Source organism: Aeromicrobium sp. YIM 150415, assembly GCF_016918125.1.
GTDB classification, from domain to species: Bacteria; Actinomycetota; Actinomycetes; order Propionibacteriales; family Nocardioidaceae; genus Aeromicrobium; species Aeromicrobium piscarium.
Genome location: NZ_JAERWM010000025.1, coordinates 1 through 16,642, shown reverse-complemented (window position 1 = coordinate 16,642; position 16,642 = coordinate 1). Strand labels below are relative to the sequence as shown.

15 protein-coding genes are annotated in these 16,642 nt (G+C 69.3%); 12 read left to right on the top strand and 3 right to left on the bottom strand.

Features of this window, described 5'->3' with window-relative positions; genetic code table 11:
* Positions 1–21 precede the first annotated feature (21 nt).
* Complete coding sequence (gene pheT, locus JL108_RS15685) at positions 22–2,520, top strand: phenylalanine--tRNA ligase subunit beta (RefSeq protein WP_205199119.1); 2,499 nt, start codon at positions 22–24, stop codon at positions 2,518–2,520.
* 150 nt (positions 2,521–2,670) lie between these two features.
* On the opposite strand, the gene JL108_RS15680 is transcribed toward pheT, so the two are convergent.
* A complete protein-coding gene (locus JL108_RS15680) occupies positions 2,671–3,105 on the bottom strand; it encodes a LemA family protein (RefSeq protein WP_205199118.1) in 435 nt (144 codons plus the stop codon).
* Positions 3,106–3,175: 70 nt separating this feature from the next.
* Between JL108_RS15680 and argG the strand changes: the two genes are divergently transcribed.
* The 9 genes from argG (at position 3,176) to JL108_RS15635 (ending at position 12,749) form a co-directional block, all read left to right on the top strand.
* On the top strand, positions 3,176–4,606 hold the full coding sequence (argG, locus tag JL108_RS15675) for an argininosuccinate synthase (protein ID WP_205199117.1): 1,431 nt from the start codon (positions 3,176–3,178) through the stop codon (positions 4,604–4,606).
* A complete protein-coding gene (gene argC / locus JL108_RS15670; protein ID WP_205199116.1) occupies positions 4,606–5,652 on the top strand; it encodes an N-acetyl-gamma-glutamyl-phosphate reductase in 1,047 nt (348 codons plus the stop codon). The genes argG and argC overlap by 1 nt, the downstream gene beginning before the upstream one ends.
* Positions 5,649–6,800, top strand: a complete 1,152-nt coding sequence (argJ, locus tag JL108_RS15665) for a bifunctional glutamate N-acetyltransferase/amino-acid acetyltransferase ArgJ (RefSeq protein ID WP_205199115.1) — start codon at positions 5,649–5,651, stop codon at positions 6,798–6,800. The genes argC and argJ overlap by 4 nt, the downstream gene beginning before the upstream one ends.
* 76 nt (positions 6,801–6,876) lie before the next feature.
* Entirely contained in the window at positions 6,877–7,869 is a 993-nt protein-coding gene (argB, locus tag JL108_RS15660; RefSeq protein ID WP_240191329.1) for an acetylglutamate kinase, read from the top strand.
* Complete coding sequence (locus tag JL108_RS15655) at positions 7,866–9,077, top strand: acetylornithine transaminase (protein ID WP_205199114.1); 1,212 nt, start codon at positions 7,866–7,868, stop codon at positions 9,075–9,077. Before argB ends, JL108_RS15655 begins: the two co-directional genes overlap by 4 nt.
* Positions 9,078–9,147: 70 nt before the next feature.
* A complete protein-coding gene (argF, locus tag JL108_RS15650) occupies positions 9,148–10,095 on the top strand; it encodes an ornithine carbamoyltransferase (RefSeq protein WP_205199113.1) in 948 nt (315 codons plus the stop codon).
* A gap of 2 nt (positions 10,096–10,097) precedes the next feature.
* On the top strand, positions 10,098–10,601 hold the full coding sequence (locus JL108_RS15645) for an arginine repressor (protein ID WP_143913991.1): 504 nt from the start codon (positions 10,098–10,100) through the stop codon (positions 10,599–10,601).
* Positions 10,602–10,626: 25 nt separating this feature from the next.
* Positions 10,627–12,036, top strand: coding sequence for an argininosuccinate lyase (argH, locus tag JL108_RS15640; RefSeq protein WP_205199112.1), 1,410 nt, complete (start codon positions 10,627–10,629; stop codon positions 12,034–12,036).
* Between the two features lie 143 nt (positions 12,037–12,179).
* On the top strand, positions 12,180–12,749 hold the full coding sequence (locus JL108_RS15635; protein ID WP_143913989.1) for a DNA-3-methyladenine glycosylase: 570 nt from the start codon (positions 12,180–12,182) through the stop codon (positions 12,747–12,749).
* A gap of 73 nt (positions 12,750–12,822) precedes the next feature.
* On the opposite strand, the gene JL108_RS15630 is transcribed toward JL108_RS15635, so the two are convergent.
* Positions 12,823–13,464, bottom strand: coding sequence for a DsbA family protein (locus JL108_RS15630; protein ID WP_143913988.1), 642 nt, complete (start codon positions 13,462–13,464; stop codon positions 12,823–12,825).
* A gap of 62 nt (positions 13,465–13,526) precedes the next feature.
* On the opposite strand from JL108_RS15630, the gene JL108_RS15625 reads away from it, so the two are divergent.
* Positions 13,527–13,907 carry a universal stress protein gene (locus tag JL108_RS15625; protein WP_143913987.1) on the top strand — a complete coding sequence of 127 codons (381 nt, stop codon included), beginning with the start codon at positions 13,527–13,529 and terminating at the stop codon, positions 13,905–13,907.
* A gap of 1 nt (position 13,908) precedes the next feature.
* On the opposite strand, the gene JL108_RS15620 is transcribed toward JL108_RS15625, so the two are convergent.
* Complete coding sequence (locus tag JL108_RS15620) at positions 13,909–14,865, bottom strand: zinc-dependent alcohol dehydrogenase family protein (RefSeq protein ID WP_240191327.1); 957 nt, start codon at positions 14,863–14,865, stop codon at positions 13,909–13,911.
* Between the two features lie 105 nt (positions 14,866–14,970).
* Here JL108_RS15620 and tyrS point away from each other — a divergent pair, with 105 nt between their 5' ends.
* Positions 14,971–16,227, top strand: coding sequence for a tyrosine--tRNA ligase (gene tyrS / locus JL108_RS15615; RefSeq protein WP_307837288.1), 1,257 nt, complete (start codon positions 14,971–14,973; stop codon positions 16,225–16,227).
* The last annotated feature ends 415 nt before the right edge of the window (positions 16,228–16,642 follow it).

Below are 16,642 nucleotides of genomic sequence, written 5' to 3'. Positions count from 1 at the left end.
GTCGAGAGGTAACCCCACCCCATGAAGGTCCCTGTCTCCTGGCTGCGTGAGCTCACCTCGTTGCCCTCCTCGGTCTCCACCGAGGACCTGGCCGCTCGGCTCACCGCCTTCGACCTCAAGCTCGAGGAGATCATCGGCGGGCAGATCACCGGCCCGCTGGTGGTCGGTCGCGTCCTGACCGCGGAGCCCGAGCCGCAGAAGAACGGCAAGACCATCAACTGGTGCCGGGTCGACGTCGGCCCCGAGCACAACGAGCCCGCCACCGAGGATGTGCCCGCCGGACGTGGGATCGTGTGCGGTGCGCACAATTTCGGTCCGGGGGACCTCGTGGTCGTGTCGTTGCCGGGGACCTTCCTGCCGGCGATGGGCTTCGAGATCGGCTCGCGCAAGACCTATGGTCACGTCTCCGACGGCATGATCTGCTCGACGGCGGAGCTCGGCCTGCCCGGCGACGCGGACGGCATCCTGGTCCTGGAGCCGGGGCTGGCCGATCCCGGCACTGGCGCGGTCGAGCTGCTCGGGCTCAACCAGGAGACCCTCGACCTCGAGGTCAACCCCGATCGCGGCTACGCCTGGTCGCTGCGCGGGGTCGCCCGGGACACCGCGCTGGCCTTCGGTCTGCCGTTCCGCGATCCGGCCGATATCGCCGTCCCGGAGACCGGTGCCGAGGCGTACCCGGTCGTGGTGGAGGATCCCACCGCGTGCCCGGTGTTCACCACGTTGCGGGTGACCGGCTTCGATCCGACGCGTCCGACGCCTCCGATGATCGCGCGGCGGCTGGTGCAGGCGGGGATGCGCTCGATCTCCCTCGCCGTGGACGTCAGCAACTACGTGATGCTGGAGCTTGGCCAGCCGAACCACGCCTATGACGCTGCCAAGCTGAACGGTCCGATCCGGGTGCGCCGGGCAGTCGCGGGCGAGCGTCTCACGACCCTCGACGATGTGGATCGCGCGCTCGATCCGCAGGACCTGTTGATCTGCGACGACGACGGGCCGGTGGGACTGGCGGGTGTCATGGGTGCCGCCCGGGTGGAGATCGATGCCGCTACGACCGACATCGTCATCGAGGCGGCCTACTTCGACCGCGCCACCATCGCGCGTGCGTCGCGACGGCACCGGCTGTCCTCGGAGGCGGCGCGTCGTTTCGAGCGCGGGGTGGACCCGACCTTGCAGGCACGTGCCGCGCAGCGGGTCGCCGAACTCCTCGTCGAGCATGGCGGCGGGCATATCGAGCCGGGTCTCACCGTGGTCGGTGAGGTCGACACGAGACACGAGGTGACGCTGCCCGTCGACCTGCCACGCCGGATCGCGGGCGTCGAGTCGATCGACACCGATGCCGCCGTCCGAGCGCTCGAAGGCAATGCGTGCGAGGTGCGGATCGACGGCGAGTCACTCGTCGTGGTCCCGCCGCCGTGGCGCTTCGACATCAACGATCCGTACGACGTCGTCGAGGAGGTGCTGCGCGTCGTGGGCTACGACCAGGTGCCCTCGGTGCTGCCGCAGGCCTCCGGCGGTCGCGGGCTCACGCGGGCGCAGGAGCTGCGGCGCCGGGTCGGGTACGCACTCGCCGGCGATGGTCTCGTCGAGGTCAAGACCTTCCCGTTCGCGGGACCGGCGGACTTCGACCGGCTGGGCCTCGGGGCGGACGACGAGCGACGCCGACAGGTGCTGCTGGAGAATCCGCTGTCCGCCGAGGAGCCCGGCCTCACGACCACCCTGCTTACGGGACTGCTGCGCAGCGCCGGCCTCAACGTGGGCCGAGGCCACGACGATGTCGCGATCAGCGAGGTGGGTCGCGTGTTCCGGCCGCGATCTGGCGCGCCCGCCGCCCCGATCTACGGGGTCGATCGCCGGCCGACGCCCGATGAGCTAGCCGTGCTCGACGCCGCGCTGCCCGATCAGCCGCTGACGGCGGCTTGGGTGTTGCTGGGTGACCGTGAGCGTGGCGGCTGGGACGGCCCTGGCCGTCCCGTCGCGTGGTCGGATGCCATCGCGGTGGCTCGGCGTCTCGCCGATGTGCTCCATGTGGAGGTCTCCGTGGAGGCAGCGTCCCTCGCGCCCTTCCACCCCGGTCGTTGCGCCGCGCTGGTGCTGGACGGACGCGTCGTGGGACATGCGGGGGAGCTGCACCCGAAGGTGCTGGAGGCCTACGGTCTTCCGCCTCGGGCCGTGGCCGGCGAGGTCGACCTGGACGCTCTGCTGGCCGCGGCGCCCGAGATCGGTCCGCGACCGGACTTCTCGGCCTTCCCGGTGGCCAAGGAGGATCTGGCCTTCATCGTCGAGTCGAGGGTGCCGGCAGGTGTTCTGCAGGAGGCGCTGGCCGAGGCGAGCCCGCTGATCGAGTCGGTGCGGCTGTTCGACCTCTACACCGGTGAACCGGTGCCGGCCGGGCATGTGTCGCTGGCCTTCAATGTGCGGCTCCGCGCCGCGGACCACACCCTCAGCGAGGACGAGATCGCCGGTGCGCGCGCGGCCGCCGTGCAGGTGGCGGCCGACCGCTTCGGAGCCACCCTGCGCTGACCCCGCTGGGCGGTGAGTTATCCCGCATGGCCGGCCCGGGCGGTGAACTATCCCGCACTTGAGTGCCTCACGTGCGGGATGACTCACCGCCCGGCTGCCACGTGCGGGATGACTCACCGCCCACGGACAGCGCCCGCCGCGGGACTCGCGTCAGGGCCGCACGAACGAGGTCAGCTCAGCGCGCCGATGGGAGGCGTCCGCCAGCGCGTTCTCCACGGTGCGGAGGCGGGTCGCCGTGGCGTCATCGGCGACGAGATCGGGATACACCTCGATGATCGCGAACAGATCGCCGAGCGCGGCGAGCAGCCGGTCATGGGCGCCAACGGCCTCTTCGGGAGCGGACGCGCGCTGGGCGTCCTCCGCCGCCGCGCGGACCTCGGCGAATACCGCCCGCTCATAGGCGGCGTAGTCGCCGACGCTGTCCAGGAGCTCGGGGATGGGAGCCGCGGCGCGGCGCAGTGCGGTGGCCAGCTGGGCGGTCCCGGCCCGGACCGCCTCGCGCTTCCGGCGCCGCCGTCGTTCCGCGATCCATGCCAGGGAGAACAGCCCGACGAGGGCGATCACGGCGACGATCACGAGCTCCATGACCCGAGTCTGCCACTGCCACGTCGACCCCGAGTGCAAGTAGTTGCAGAGGTGTGCAACAATTGCATCTATGTCCAAAGTCTTGACGGATCTCCCGATCAACGAGCGCGTCGGCATCGCGTTCTCCGGCGGCCTCGACACCTCGGTGGCGGTGGCGTGGATGCGCGACAAGGGCGCTGTCCCGTGCACCTACACCGCGGACATCGGCCAGTACGACGAGCCCGATATTGCCTCGGTGCCCGGCCGGGCGACCGAGTACGGTGCCGAGATCGCGCGACTCCTCGACTGCAAGCGCCCGCTGGTCGACGAGGGCCTGGCCGCGCTCGCCTGCGGAGCCTTCCACATCACGAGCGCCGGCAGGACCTACTTCAACACCACACCGCTCGGCCGTGCCGTCACCGGCACGCTGCTCGTGCGGGCGATGCACGAGGACGATGTCAACATCTGGGGCGACGGCTCGACCTTCAAGGGCAATGACATCGAGCGCTTCTACCGCTACGGGCTGCTCGCCAATCCGCACCTGCGGATCTACAAGCCCTGGCTCGACGCCGCCTTCGTCGGCGAGCTCGGCGGCCGTCAGGAGATGAGCGAGTGGCTCGTCGCCCACGGCCTGCCCTACCGCGACAGCGCGGAGAAGGCCTACTCCACCGACGCCAATATCTGGGGCGCTACCCACGAGGCCAAGACCCTCGAGCACCTCGACGTCTCCCTCGAGACCGTCGAGCCGATCATGGGCGTCAAGTTCTGGGACCCGTCGGTCGACATCGACACCGAGGACGTCACCATCTCCTTCGAGGCCGGGCTCCCCGTCGCCATCAACGGCGTGCGGTATGACGACCCGGTCGCCCTGGTCCACGAGGCCAACACGATCGGCGGCCGGCACGGTCTCGGCATGTCCGATCAGATCGAGAACCGCATCATCGAGGCCAAGAGCCGCGGCATCTACGAGGCCCCTGCCATGGCGCTGCTGTGGATCGCCTATGAGCGGTTGGTCAATGCGATCCACAATGAGGACACGATCGCCAACTACCACCAGCACGGCCGCCGGCTCGGCCGGCTCATGTACGAGGGCCGGTGGCTCGACCCGCAGGCGATGATGCTGCGCGAGTCGATCCAGCGGTGGATCGCCTCCGTGGTCACCGGCGACGTCACGTTGCGGCTGCGGCGGGGCGAGGACTACTCGATCCTCGACACCCAGGGGCCGGCCTTCTCCTACCACCCCGAGAAGCTCTCGATGGAGCGCACCGACAACGCGGTCTTCGGCCCGACCGATCGCATCGGCCAGCTCACCATGCGCAATTTCGACATCGCCGACTCCCGGGCCAAGCTCGAGATGTACGCCGAGCAGCCGCTCGATCAGGGGCAGGTGCTCGTCGAGAACGGCACCCTGTTCGGCGCGCTGCCGGCCGGCGGCGCCGAGCAGATCGAGGCCAATCCGGCGGTCGAGGGCGATGAAGAGGTCGCCGTCGACGCCGCCGCGATGGAGTTCGGAGCCGACTGATGAGTATCAAAGTCGCCGTCACCGGAGCTACCGGCTACGCGGGCGGGGAGGTGTTGCGGCTGCTGCTCGCCCATCCGGAGGTCGAGATCGGCGCGCTGACAGGCGCGTCCACTGCCGGCACGCGCTTCGGACAGCACCAGCCGCACCTGCTGCCGCTCGCCGACCGGATCGTCGCCGAGACCACCCCGGAGAACCTGGCCGGACACGATGTCGTCTTCCTCGCGCTGCCGCACGGGGCCTCGGGTGCCGTCGCCGCGCAGCTTCCCGACGATGTCCTCGTCATCGACTGCGGGGCCGATCACCGGCTCGAGTCGGCGGCGGACTGGACCACGTACTACGGCAGTGAGCACGCGGGTACCTGGCCGTACGGCCTGCCGGAGCTGATCGTGGGGGAGGAGTCACGCCAGCGCGAGGTGCTCCCGGGCGCCCGGCGGATCGCCGTGCCCGGTTGCAATGTCACCGCGGTCACCCTCGGCCTGCAACCGGCCGTCGCCGCCGGCATCGTCGAGTCCGTCGACCTGGTCGCGGTGCTCGCGAACGGCTTCTCCGGCGCGGGCAAGGCGCTCAAACCCCACCTGCTCGCTGCCGAAGGGCTCGGCGCCGCATCGCCCTATGGCGTGGGCGGGGTCCACCGGCACATTCCGGAGATCCTGCAGAATCTGCGCCATGCGGGGGCCGACGAGGCGACCATCTCGTTCACGCCCACGCTCGTGCCGATGGCCCGCGGCATCCTGGCCACGGCCACCGCTCGGCTCGCCTCGCACGCGACCTCCGAGGTCGTGCGCGACGCGTACGATGCGGTCTACGCCGACGAGCCCTTCGTGCATGTGCTGCCCGAGGGGCAGTGGCCCACCACGGCAGCGGCGATCGGCGCCAACACGGCGCTCATCGGTGTCACCGTCGACGAGAGGGCCGGACGGCTGGTCACGGTCACCGCGATCGACAACCTGGTCAAGGGAACGGCAGGCGGGGCCATCCAGTCGATGAACCTCGCTCTCGGCCTGCCCGAGACCACCGGACTGACCACGATCGGAGTGGCCCCATGAGTGTGACAGCAGCGCAGGGATTCACGGCCGCGGGTGTGACCGCGGGCCTCAAGGACAGCGGCAATCCCGATATCGCCCTCGTGGTCAACGAAGGGCCGTCCGCGGCCGCTGCGGCAGTGTTCACCTCCAACCGCTGCCAGGCGAACCCGGTGCTCTGGAGCAAGGAGGCGATCAAGGGCGGCAGCGCCCGTGCGGTCATCCTCAACTCCGGCGGCGCCAACTGCTACACGGGGGCCGAAGGCTTCGCCACGACCCATCGCACAGCCGAGCTGGTCGCCGAGCTGATCGGCAGCGGGGCCGTGGACGTCCAGGTGTGCAGCACCGGGCTCATCGGCCGGTTGCTGGACGAGGACAAGCTGATGGCCGGTGTACGGTCGGCGGTCGACGCTCTCGACGCCGACGGTGGCGATGCCGCCGCCACGGCCATCATGACCACCGATCACGTCAGCAAGCAGTCCGTCCGTGAAGGCGACGGGTGGACGGTCGGCGGCATGGCCAAGGGCGCGGGCATGCTCGCACCGGCGCTGGCCACCATGCTCGTCGTCATCACCACCGACGTGGACCTGCCGGCTGAGACGCTCGACGAGGCGCTGCGCGCCGCGACGAGCCGGACCTTCGACCGGCTGGACTCCGACGGCTGCCAGTCCACCAACGACACCGTGCTGCTGATGGCGAGCGGCGCATCGGGTGCGGCGCCCGATGCCGATGCCTTCACGGCGCGGCTGACCGAGGTGTGCGGGGATCTGGCGATGCAACTGCTCGCCGATGCCGAGGGCGCCGACCACGAGATCGCGATCACCACGGTGAACGCCGCGACCGAGGCCGATGCGCTGTCGGTCGGCCGCGAGGTCGCCCGGAGCAATCTGTTCAAGACGGCGATCTTCGGCAAGGATCCGAACTGGGGCCGCATCCTGGCCTCGGTGGGCACCAGCGATGCCCGCTTCGATCCGCAGAACCTCGATGTCGCCGTCAACGGCGTCTGGGTCTGTCGCGACAGCGGCGTGGGGGAGTCGATCGACCTCGTCGACCTGGAGCCGCGGCACGTGACCGTCACGATCGATCTCAAGTCCGGAGACGCCTCGGCGACCGTCTGGACCAATGACCTCACCCACGCCTATGTCCACGAGAACTCGGCCTATTCCACATGAGCGAGCGGAGCGAGCGAACAATCAGCATTCTCATGGTGGCGTCTGCCTACCATGAGCTCTCCTGGCAGGCGACGACATGAGCGAGTCAGAGATGAACGACACCGACGACACGAATGACATCGACACCGTCTGGAATCCCGATTCCTGGCGGGAGGCGACCGACAAGGCCGCCACGCTCGCGGGCGCGCTCCCGTGGCTGAAGAAGTACCACGGCGAGGTCATCGTCGTGAAATACGGCGGCAACGCGATGACCGACGAGACCTTGAAGCGGGCCTTCGCCGAGGACATCGTCTTCCTGCGACTCGCCGGGTTCAAGCCCGTCGTGGTGCACGGCGGCGGTCCGCAGATCAATGCGATGCTCGACCGCCTCGGCATCGAGTCGGAGTTCCGTGGCGGCTACCGCGTCACCACCCCCGAGGCGATGGATATCGTGCGGATGGTGCTGACCGGCCAGGTCGGTCGCGAGCTGGTCGGCCTCCTGAACGCCCACGGCGACTTCGCCGTCGGCATGTCCGGTGAGGACGGCGGACTGTTCACGGCGCAGAAGACGATGCCGGTGGTCGACGGCGAGCCGACCGATATCGGTCTCGTCGGCGAGGTGACCGGTGTGCGTCCCGAGGCCGTACTCGATCTCATCGAGGCCGGACGGATCCCCGTCGTGTCCACCGTCGCGCCCGATGCCTCGGGTCAGGTGCACAACATCAACGCCGATATCGCGGCGGGCGCCTTGGCCTCGGCGCTCAAGGCCGAGAAGATGCTCGTGCTGACCGATGTCGAGGGACTGTACGCCGACTGGCCGAACAGCACCGATGTCATCGGAGAGATCAGTCCTGAGTCCCTCGAGCGCCTGCTGCCGAGCCTGGCCAGCGGCATGATCCCGAAGATGACCGCATGCCTGAATGCCGTGCGCGGCGGCGTGAACCGGGCGACGGTCGTCGACGGCCGCACGCCGCATGCGGTGCTGCTGGAGCTCTTCACCGACGAGGGTGTCGGCACCCAGGTGCTGCCCGGTGTGGAGACCCGCTTGCGCACCGCCCTGTACACCACCAGCAGCAAGGAGAGGCCATGACAGGGGACACCACGCCCATCCACGGCCGGGAGCCCCGGCCCGGCGGCCCGGAGTGGATCGAGCGCTATCGCGGCTCGCTGATGAACACCTTCGGGGACCCGCAGCGAGTGCTCGTGCACGGTGAGGGCGCGCAGGTGTGGGATGCCGACGGCAATCGCTATATCGACCTGCTGGCCGGTATCGCGGTCAACGCCCTCGGCCACGCTCATCCGGCCCTCGTGAAGGCCGTGAGCGAGCAGATCGCCACGCTCGGTCACATCAGCAATTTCTTCACATCGCCGCCCCAGGTCGAGCTGGCCGAGAAGCTGCTGGCGCTCCTCGGGGCCGAGGGCAAGGTGTTCTTCGCCAACTCCGGTTCCGAGGCGAACGAGGCCGCGCTGAAGGCCACCCGGCGCACCGGGCGGACCAATCTCGTGGTCGCCGAGGGCAGCTTCCACGGGCGCACGATGGGCGCGCTGGCGCTCACCTCCAAGGAGGCCTACCGGACCCCGTTCGAGCCGCTGCCCGGTGAGGTGACGTGGGTGCCGTACGGCGATGCCGATGCCTTGCGGGCGGCGGTCGACGGCGAGACCGCCGCGGTGGTCCTCGAGCCGATCCAGGGCGAGGCGGGAGTCGTCGTCCCTCCGGAGGGCTACCTGCGGGCGGCGCGCGATGTCACGCGCGAGCACGGCGCCCTGCTGTGGTTCGACGAGGTCCAGACCGGCGTGGGACGGACGGGTGACTGGTTCGCCCATACCCCGTCGGGAGTGACGCCTGACCTGGTGACCCTGGCCAAGGGCCTCGGCGGCGGGATGCCGATCGGCGCCTGCATCGGCGTCGGGGACGCGGGGAGCCTCTTCAGTCCCGGCAATCACGGCACCACCTTCGGCGGCAACCCGGTGGCCACCCGCGCGGCGCTCGCGGTCATCGACACGATTGAGCGCGATGACCTGCTCACGGCCGTGGACGAGCTTCATCGGCTCTTCGTCGAGGAGTTCTCCTCGATCCCGGGCGTCGTCGAGGTGACCGGACGAGGGCTGCTGCTCGGCGTGGTGCTCGAACGTCCGGTGGCCGCCGATGTCATGAAGGCTGCGCTCGACGCCGGCGTCATCGTCAACGCCCCGACCCCGGACCGGCTGCGCATCGCGCCGCCCTTCGTGCTCACCTCCCAGCAGGCGCGCGATGCGGTCGCGGCGATCCGCTCGGTACTCGCGGAGGTGCTCCCATGAGCGAGCGAACGGTGGGGTTCATCTCATGCCGCCGTCGGCCTATCGTTCTGTTCTTTGAGGCGGTGGCGGCATGAGCCAGGCGGGTGCCGGCCTCCGGCACTTCCTGCGCGATGACGATCTCTCCCCGGCCGAGCAGACCGAGATCCTCGATCTGGCGCTAGAGCTGAAGGCGGCACCGTACAGCCGTCGTCCGCTGGAGGGGCCACAGACCGTCGTGGTGATGTTCGACAAGTCGTCGACGCGCACGCGGGTCTCCTTCGCCGTGGGCATCGCCGATCTGGGTGGTCAGCCCCTCATCCTGGACGCGGACACGACGCAGATCGGCCGCGGCGAGTCGGTGGCCGATACCGCGCGGGTGCTCGGGAGGCAGGTCAGTGCGATCGTCTGGCGTACCTACGCACAGGCGGGACTCGAGCTGATGGCCGAGCACTCCGGGGTGCCGGTGGTCAATGCGCTCAGCGACGACTTCCATCCCTGCCAGATCCTGGCGGACTGGATGACGGTCCGCGAGCACAAGGGCTCTCTGCCGGGGCTGCGGGTGGCCTATGTGGGCGATGGCGCGAGCAACATGGCGCACTCCTATCTGCTCGGTGGCGCCACGGCCGGGATGCACGTGCGCGTGGGCGGGCCGTTCGGGTATCAGCCTGATCTCGCGGTGGTCGCGGACGCCCGGCGGATCGCCGAGACCACCGGCGGATCGGTGCTGGTGACCGATGATCCGCGCACCGCGGTCGACGGAGCCGATGTCGTCATCACCGACACCTGGGTGTCGATGGGGCACGAGGACGAGAAGGCCGAGCGGATCGCGATCTTCGGTGAGTACTCGCTGACCAGCGAACTGCTCGCTCACGCCGATCCGGAGGCGATCGTGCTGCACTGCCTGCCGGCCTATCGCGGCCTGGAGATCACCGACGAGGTGCTGGAAGGCCCGCAGAGTGTCGTGTGGGACGAGGCCGAGAACCGGTTGCATGCGCAGAAGGCGGTGCTCACCTGGCTGCTCGCACGGGCGGGGGAGTGAGCATGACCACGGTCCCGGCGACGAAGACCGCGCGCCAGCAGCGCATCGTCGAGCTGCTGACGCGCGAGGAGGTGCGATCGCAGTCCGATCTGGTCGGTCTGCTCGCCGAGGCGGGCATCTCGGCGACCGTCTCCACGGTGTCCCGTGACCTGGTCGAGCTCGGCGCGGTGCGGATCCGTCAGGCCGATGGCGCCCTCGTGTATGCCGTGCCGGCCGAGGGCGGTGATCCGACTCCGCGGGTGGGGGACACCGCGGCCGCGACCGTGCGCCTGCAGCGCCTGGTGCGTGAGCTCATGGTGACGGTCGAGGCCTCGGCCAATCTCGTGGTGTTGCGGACGCCCCCGGGGGCCGCTCAGTATCTCGCGTCCGCGATCGATCACGCGGGCGGCGTCGACACGATGGGTACCATCGCGGGCGACGACACCTTGCTCCTGATCTGCCGCGACCCGCACGGCGGGTCGGCGGTCGCCGACTACTTCACCCAGCTCGCCGGTCAACCGGCCTGAGCGAGCACCGTACGAGAGGATCCACGTGCCCGAACACGAGCAGCAGTCCGAGGAGTCGACCCGTCTGTGGGGCGGACGGTTCGCCTCGGGCCCGTCCTCGGAGCTGACCGAGCTCTCGCGCTCCACGCATTTCGACTGGCGGCTGGCGCCCTATGACCTCGCGGGGTCCCGTGCGCATGCGCGTGTCCTGCACGGCGCGGGGCTGCTCAGCGAGGACGATCTCGACGACATGCTGTCCGCGCTCGACCGGCTCGAGGCGGATGTGCGGTCGGGCTCCTTCGCCCCGCAGCCCGATGACGAGGACGTGCACACGGCGCTCGAGCGGGGGCTCATGGAGCGTGCCGGGGCCGAGCTCGGCGGTCGGTTGCGCGCCGGCCGGTCGCGCAACGATCAGGTGGCGACGCTGTTCCGTGCCTTCCTGCGCGATCACGGCCGTCAGATCGCCCAGCTGGTCCGGGAGCTGGCGCTGGCGATCACGAGCCAGGCGGAGAACCACCTCGGTGTCGCGATGCCCGGTCGTACGCACCTGCAGCACGCGCAGCCGGTGCTGCTGTCGCATCATCTGCTCGCCCACGCCTGGCCGCTGGTGCGGGACCTGGACCGCCTCGCGCAGTGGGACGAGCGGGTCGCGGAAGAGTCGCCCTACGGCAGCGGGGCCCTGGCGGGATCGTCCCTCGGCTTGGATCCGGAGGCGATCGCCCGTGATCTGGGCTTCACCGGCTCGGCACCGAACTCGATCGACGGCACCGCGGCGCGCGACTTCGTGGCGGAGTTCGCGTACATCGCCGCGCAGATCGGTATCGACGTGTCCCGGCTGGCGGAGGAGATCATCATCTGGAACACCAAGGAGTTCGGCTTCGTCACGCTCGATGACGGCTACTCCACGGGCTCCAGCATCATGCCGCAGAAGAAGAATCCCGATATCGCCGAGCTGGCCCGGGGCAAGTCCGGGCGTCTCGTCGGCAACCTGACCGGGCTGCTCGCGACGCTCAAGGCGCTGCCGCTGGCGTACAACCGGGACCTGCAGGAGGACAAGGAGCCGGTCTTCGACTCCATCGACACGCTCGAGGTGCTGTTGCCCGCGTTCACCGGCATGATCGCGACCTTGCGGTTCGATACGGCCCGGCTCGCCGAGCTGGCACCGCAGGGGTTCGCGCTCGCGACCGATATCGCCGAGTGGCTGGTGCGTGAGGGGGTGCCCTTCCGTGAGGCCCACGAGATCTCCGGTGCCTGCGTGCAGGTGTGCGAGCAGCGCGGGATCGAGCTGTGGGACCTCACCGACGAGGACTTCGCCGACATCTCCCCGCGTCTCGGACCCGGCGTGCGGAGGGTGCTGTCGGTCGAGGGTTCACTCGCCTCGCGTGACGCTCGCGGAGGCACTGCGCCCTCGCGCGTCACCGATCAGCTCTCCGAGATCCGCGGGCGCCTGGCGTGACCTTCCTGTTCGACTTTTGCCGGGTTTGTGGCCCTTTCGCAGCGGTCTCGAGGGCCACAACCCGGCAAAAGTCGGGCGCAGCAGGTGGGGCTATTCGACCACCGAAGGGGCCGAGGCATGAGCGGGCTCGGTAGCGTGACGGGGTGTCGGTCCTCGATCGTGCCCGCGACCTGCTCGGCCGGGAGCTCACCGCCTACGGAGTGACCGTGCGGATCACCGAGGTCGAGGCCTACGGCGGCGTGACCGATCCGGCCTCACACGCCTACACCCGGACCGCGCGCTCGGAGATCATGTACGGGCCGCCGTGGCGGCTGTACGTCTACCGCATCCACGGTCATCACTGCGCCAATATCGTCACTGGGCCGAGCGAGCAGGCCGCGGCGGTACTGCTGCGCGCGGGCGAGGTGATCGACGGGCTTGAGCTGGCGCGTGAGAGACGCGGAGAGGTGGCGCACGAGGCTCTGGGACGTGGCCCCGGCAATCTCGCCCGGGCGCTGGGCATCACCCTGGCCGATCTCGACACCGATGTGCGCATGGGCCCGGCGGTCGTCCTCGGAGACCGGCAGAGCGATGTCGCAGTCAGCGAGGGCCCCCGCGTGGGGGTCCGCCGCGCCGCCGACCGTCCGTGGCGCCTCTGGGCCACCGGAGACCCCACGGTCTCGGCGTACCGGCGTCACGCCCGGGCGGAGTCCTCCGAGGAGTCCGCCGGCTGAGCTGAGGGCAGCGCGCAGACGCCGTCGGCGCAGGCGAGGCTCTCGTCGCCCTCGACGAGCTCGAACGGGCCGGTCATCGTGCTGACCTCGCCTGATCCAGGGCGCCGGCGAAGACCTCGGGGCTCTGAGCACCCGAGACCGCCCACCGGCCGTCGATGACGTAGAACGGGACGCCGCCGATGCCGTATTCGCGAGCCTGATCGATATCGGCCTGGACGGCCTCGCGATAGGTGCCGTTCTCCAGCGCAGCACGCAGCGAGGCGGCGTCGAGACCGATCTCCGCGCCCAGCTCGACCAGCTCGTCGACCCGGCCGACATGACGGCCCTGCTCGAAGTACGCGGTGAGCAGCCGTTCCTTGAAGTCCGCCTGCCGGCCCTGTTCCTTGGCCGCGTGGAGCGCCTCGTGCGCGAGACGGGTGTTGGTGTGCTGGAGAGCGTCGAAGTCGTAGGAGAGGCCCTCGGAGGCGGCCAGCTCGGTCATCTGGGCGAGCATCGAGCGCACCTGTTCCTCGGGCATCCGCTTGTGCCCGGCGAGGAAGTCGATCTCCGAGCCCTCGAAGTCCACCGGAGTATCGGGGGCGAGCTCGAAGCTGTGGTACTCGATCTCGACCTCGCCGCCGAAGCCGGCGACGGCCGTCGCCAGTCGGCGCTTGCCGATGAAGCACCACGGGCACGCGATATCGGACCAGACGTCGATCTTGATCGGATCACTCACAGCTGCCGCAACGCCCCGTGGTGTCCCGGTATTCCCTCGCCCGTACGCGGTAGCCTCGACCCATGACGATCGCAGTGGCCTACCGACCTGACGACTTCGGCAAGGGCGCTCTGCGCTGGGCGGCCGCCGAGGCGCAGGCCACGGGACAGCATCTGGTGATCATCACGGTCGACGAGATCGACCCGGAGTTCGAGGAGCCGCATGAGATCGACCTCTCGGAGTTCACCGAGCGGTTCGACCTGGAGGACCTCGACTATGAGATCCGTCGTGCCGCCTCCCTCGATGTCGCCGATGTCGTGATCGAGCAGGCCACCGAGGCCGGGGCGGAGCGCCTGGTGATCGGCATCCGCAAGCGCACCCCCGTCGGCAAGATGCTCATGGGCCGGGTGACGCAGATGATCCTGCTGGACGCGCCCATGCCCGTCATCGCCGTGAAGCCCTGAGTCAGTCCCGCAGCGTGATGAGGTGCTTGCCCCCTCCTCCGAGAGTGAGGCCGGGCAGTTCGCCGAGGTCGTGACGGCCCGAGATCCTCGTGCGCAGTCTGCCCGCGCGCAGGTGCGTGAAGACCGGTGCGAACAGCTCGTCGAGCGGAGGGCGCTCCGCTGCGTGGATGACGTCGCGCAACCGGAACATCTCGACCCTCGTCCCGGCGAACACCGTCGGGTCGAGCGGGACGCCCGACAACAGTCCGTAGTGCACGAGCACGCCGCCCGGGGCGAGCAGGCGGGCGAGCTCGCTTCCCTGCTCGCCCCCGACACAGTCGAAGACGAGGTCCGGCGCCGCCCCGAGGAGGTCTAGTGCCCGCTCGCGCCATCGGGGCTCGCTCGTCGAGACCACCCCGCGCCACAGCGAAGGATCGGCGACCGTCCGTCCCGGTGTCCCGCGGGTCAGCGCGACGGGGGAGAGACCGCGTAGTGCGAGCAGTTCGGCGAGATGTCCGCCGATCACCGAGGTCGCCGCGTCGACGATCACCTGACGGGCCCCCTCACCGGCGAAGCGCTCGACCATGAGCATGGCGGTCAGCGGGTTGATGTAGGCCGCGCACGCCGTCGCGTCGTCGATGTCGTCGGGCACCGGGACGCACCAGGCAGGCGCCGTACGTTTCGTCTGCTGCCAGGCGCCGGGGCTCCCGATCGGCAGGACACGATCGCCGACGATGCGCTCGGGCACGCCCGCGCCGGTTCGGGAGATGACGCCCACGCCCTCGAAGCCGGGTACGAAGGGGAAGCTCGTCCGCGAGCCGTAGGCGCCCGCGAGCGTGACGAGATCGGACGGGTTGATGGTGGTCGCCGTCATCTGGACATGTACCTCGCCCGGTGCCGGAGGACCGGGTTCGGGCACATCGCGGACGCGCACGACACGGTGGAGGGGGCCAGGCGTCTCGGCTACGGCTGCTCGCATACCTCTCATGATCCCGGTCTCCCATGTCCGTCACGCCTCGGCCAGGGTGACGACGGCCCGCGTCGGACCACTAGGCTCAGGGGGACGATTCGAAAGGATTTCCCCGTGACTCAGCACGTTCTCGACGACCTTCTCTCGCGCGGTCTCATCGCGCAGTCCACCGATCTGGACGCCCTGCGCACTGATCTGGACCGGGGGTCGCTGGTGTACTACACGGGATTCGACCCGACGGCGCCCAGCCTGCACATCGGCCACCTCATGCAGCTGTTGATGATGCGGCGACTCCAGCTGGCGGGCCATCAGCCGTTGCTGCTGGTGGGAGGGGCGACCGGACTCATCGGCGATCCGAAGCAGAGTGGTGAGCGCCAGATGAACACCAAGGACGTGGTCTCGGGGTGGGTGGACTCCATCGCCGCGCAGGCGGCGCCCTTCCTCGACTTCGAGGGGCAGAACGCCGCACGGCTGGTCAACAATCTGGACTGGACCAGCGAGCTCAACGTGGTCGACTTCCTGCGCGATGTGGGCAAGCACTTCCCGGTCAACCGGATGCTGGCGCGCGATGTGGTGGCGAGCCGCCTGGAGTCCGGGATCAGCTACACCGAGTTCAGCTACGTGCTCCTGCAGTCGATGGACTACCTCGAGCTCGCCCGCCGCTACGACTGCCGTCTGCAGATGGGTGGGGGAGACCAGTGGGGCAATGTCTCCGCCGGTGTGGAGCTGGTGCGCCGCGCGGACGGCGATCGGGTGAACGGCCTGGTCACCCCGCTCATCACCAAGGCCGACGGCACCAAGTTCGGCAAGACCGAAGGTGGGGCGGTGTGGCTGGACCCCGAGCTGACGAGTCCCTACGCGTTCTACCAGTTCTGGATCAATGCCGAGGACGCGAAGGTGGGGGAGTACCTCAAGCTGCTGACCTTCCTCGATGTCGAGGAGATCGACGAGGTCGACGCCGAGCACCAGGAGAAGCCGGGCCTGCGGGCCGCACAGCGGTTGTTGGCCCGGGAGGTGACCTCCCTCGTGCACGGCCGCGCTGAGGCCGAGGCCGCCGAACTCGCGTCCGGGGCGTTGTTCGGGCGAGGCGAGCTCGCGGAGCTGCCCGAGCCGACCCTCGCCGCGGCGCTCACCGAGGCGGGCGCGGTCGAGGTGCCACGAGGCACCTCCCTGGTGGACGCGCTGGTGTCGTCCGGGTTGGTCGACTCGAAGTCCGCCGCGCGTCGTGCGGTGGTCGAGGGCGGGGCCTATGTCAACAACGATCGGGTCGCCGATCCCGAGGCCACCGTCGAGACCGATGCGGCGCTGCACGGCCAGTGGATCGTGTTGCGCAAGGGCAAGCGCTCGGTGTCGGGCGTCCGTCTGGTGTGATAGCCGAAAAAGACTGGAACCGCAGGTGTGACGGCTAGCACCCCACCCCCGGTTTGACCCGTCTGGAACGGGGTGTGTAATGTTCTTCTTGTTGCCGAGAGGGGCTGAGAGATCAGGCCCGAAGGCAGCCGCCCGAACCGAAACGGTTAACGCCAGGAGCCCTGTGGGGGTCCGGAAACTAGCCGCTGACAACGGCGGGCGACACCCGAACCGACCCGGGCTTGCCTCGGTGAAAACGCAGGGTGTAACCTTGACAAGCTTCCAACAGATGATCCCGTTCAGGGTGACGTCGTTGGTGTGCGTCTGATGTTTGATAACTCAACAGTGTGTCATTTAGTCGACGATTTTTTGAATTAATTAGGCATCCTGCATTCGTGTGGGGTGTCTCGATTCCGAGACAGTTTACTGCCAGTTT

Excerpts from the sequence above, each read along its gene's own strand:
- pheT (WP_205199119.1), top strand. The coding sequence starts at position 22 with ATGAAGGTCCCTGTCTCCTGGCTGCGTGAGCTCACCTCGTTGCCCTCC.
- JL108_RS15680 (WP_205199118.1), bottom strand. The coding sequence starts at position 3,105 with ATGGAGCTCGTGATCGTCGCCGTGATCGCCCTCGTCGGGCTGTTCTCC.
- argG (WP_205199117.1), top strand. The coding sequence starts at position 3,176 with ATGTCCAAAGTCTTGACGGATCTCCCGATCAACGAGCGCGTCGGCATC.
- argC (WP_205199116.1), top strand. The coding sequence starts at position 4,606 with ATGAGTATCAAAGTCGCCGTCACCGGAGCTACCGGCTACGCGGGCGGG.
- argJ (WP_205199115.1), top strand. The coding sequence starts at position 5,649 with ATGAGTGTGACAGCAGCGCAGGGATTCACGGCCGCGGGTGTGACCGCG.
- argB (WP_240191329.1), top strand. The coding sequence starts at position 6,877 with ATGAGCGAGTCAGAGATGAACGACACCGACGACACGAATGACATCGAC.
- JL108_RS15655 (WP_205199114.1), top strand. The coding sequence starts at position 7,866 with ATGACAGGGGACACCACGCCCATCCACGGCCGGGAGCCCCGGCCCGGC.
- argF (WP_205199113.1), top strand. The coding sequence starts at position 9,148 with ATGAGCCAGGCGGGTGCCGGCCTCCGGCACTTCCTGCGCGATGACGAT.
- JL108_RS15645 (WP_143913991.1), top strand. The coding sequence starts at position 10,098 with ATGACCACGGTCCCGGCGACGAAGACCGCGCGCCAGCAGCGCATCGTC.
- JL108_RS15625 (WP_143913987.1), top strand. The coding sequence starts at position 13,527 with ATGACGATCGCAGTGGCCTACCGACCTGACGACTTCGGCAAGGGCGCT.
- JL108_RS15620 (WP_240191327.1), bottom strand. The coding sequence starts at position 14,865 with ATGCGAGCAGCCGTAGCCGAGACGCCTGGCCCCCTCCACCGTGTCGTG.